At 41.6% G+C, this 1,556-nt stretch carries 1 protein-coding gene; it reads right to left on the bottom strand.

The annotated features are described in order from the left end of the window. Nucleotides 1-340: 340 nt before the first annotated feature. Complete coding sequence (locus tag C234_RS0112905) at nucleotides 341-1,438, bottom strand: Fic family protein (protein ID WP_027326092.1); 1,098 nt, start codon at nucleotides 1,436-1,438, stop codon at nucleotides 341-343. Nucleotides 1,439-1,556 lie beyond the last annotated feature (118 nt).

The following is a 1,556-nucleotide window of genomic DNA, read 5'->3' as shown; positions in this document are numbered from 1 at the left end:
AATGACTAATTTTACATCGCCATTAGACTAAAGAGTTAGAAAAGTGAACGGATATCCCCGTTTTGCGTGGGTGGATATCCTCCGTTTTCAGCAAATCTGAACGAATCGTGCCCAGTCGGGACTAATTTTTTGTATTTTGCAATACGTACTTTACCGGAGGCTTACTATTGAGCTGCTATCGTTAAAACTTGCTTACATTGCTCCCCTATGTTTTTTCTGCGGATTCTATGGCAAATATCAGAAAGTCGTACAAAGTGCCAATCATCGGAAAAACCATGTAATCTTACTTTTGGTTGCTTATCTTTTGGACTGCAAAAAAGTCTTTCAATAATTGCAGACATTAAGGATTTTCTACCAAGACATAGTTTGTACTACGTCCACCCTCTTCGGCTTTCTTTAATACTCCTTTCTCAACTAGGTCACGGATGTCATTGAGTGCCGTATCTGTAGAACATTTTGCAATTTTTGCCCATTTACCAGTAGAGAGTTTGCCAAAAAATCCATCAAATTGTAGGTTGATCAACTTCCTTTGTCTCTCGTTGAATGAAATATTTCGATTGCGTTCCCAAAATTCGGCTTTGCGAAGCACTGATGACAAAGTGTTTTCAGCGGAATTTAATGCCTGTTCAAAACAATGCAAGAACCATAAAATCCATTCAGTAATATCACCGTCACCATGCTGTGTACGTTCTAGCACTTCGTAATACTCTTTTTGCAGCAGCTTCATCTCTGCAGATATAGAGTAAAAACGCTTGCCTGTATTTTCGGAACGAGCAAGTAACATATCAGTCAAGGCCCGGGCTATACGTCCGTTTCCATCATCAAAAGGGTGAATGGATACAAACCACAGGTGGGCTATAGCTGCTTTTAGTACTGCATCGATAGGCTCGTCGCTGTTTACCCACGAAATGAATTGCTCCATTTCAATAGGAACCCTCTCTGCCGAAGGGGCTTGGTAGTGTATTCTTTCCTTGCCCATGGCTCCAGATACTACCTGCATTTCACCACTGCGGTATTTACCCACTTCAATACGGTACAATCCGCTTATTCCTGTTGGGAACAGCACATTGTGCCAGCCAAAAAGACGGTCAGACGAAAGTGGACGATTATAATTTTGCGTGGCATCCAACTGCATTTCTACAACTCCTTCCACATAACGTGAGGCAGAAACCATTCCCGCCATTGCAATCCCAAGTCTGCGTGCCAACGATGATCGTACCTCTTCGAGATTAAGTTTCTCTCCTTCAATTTCTGACGAGCGAACGAGTTCCATAGAAATATTTGACAACACTGCTTCATCTTGAGAATCGAATCCGAGCGACAGCATTCTCCCTATTATCATTCCTTGTTTAGAGCGCACGCGCCCCAACTCATTCATTATCCGTAGGCTATCGTAGCGGAATTGCCACCAATTATCATAATCATGAATATATAACATAGCACTGAGTTTTATACAAAAATAGGCACTATTCGGTGATTAGACAAATTATTCACCGAAAAATTTCGGCGAATAGGATGGCTATTCTCCGAAATGCAGTCCTTAATTAGGGGAATTA

The organism is Bacteroides pyogenes DSM 20611 = JCM 6294 (assembly GCF_000428105.1).
Lineage (GTDB): Bacteria > Bacteroidota > Bacteroidia > Bacteroidales > Bacteroidaceae > Bacteroides > Bacteroides pyogenes.
This window is presented reverse-complemented; position numbering and strand designations above follow the sequence as displayed.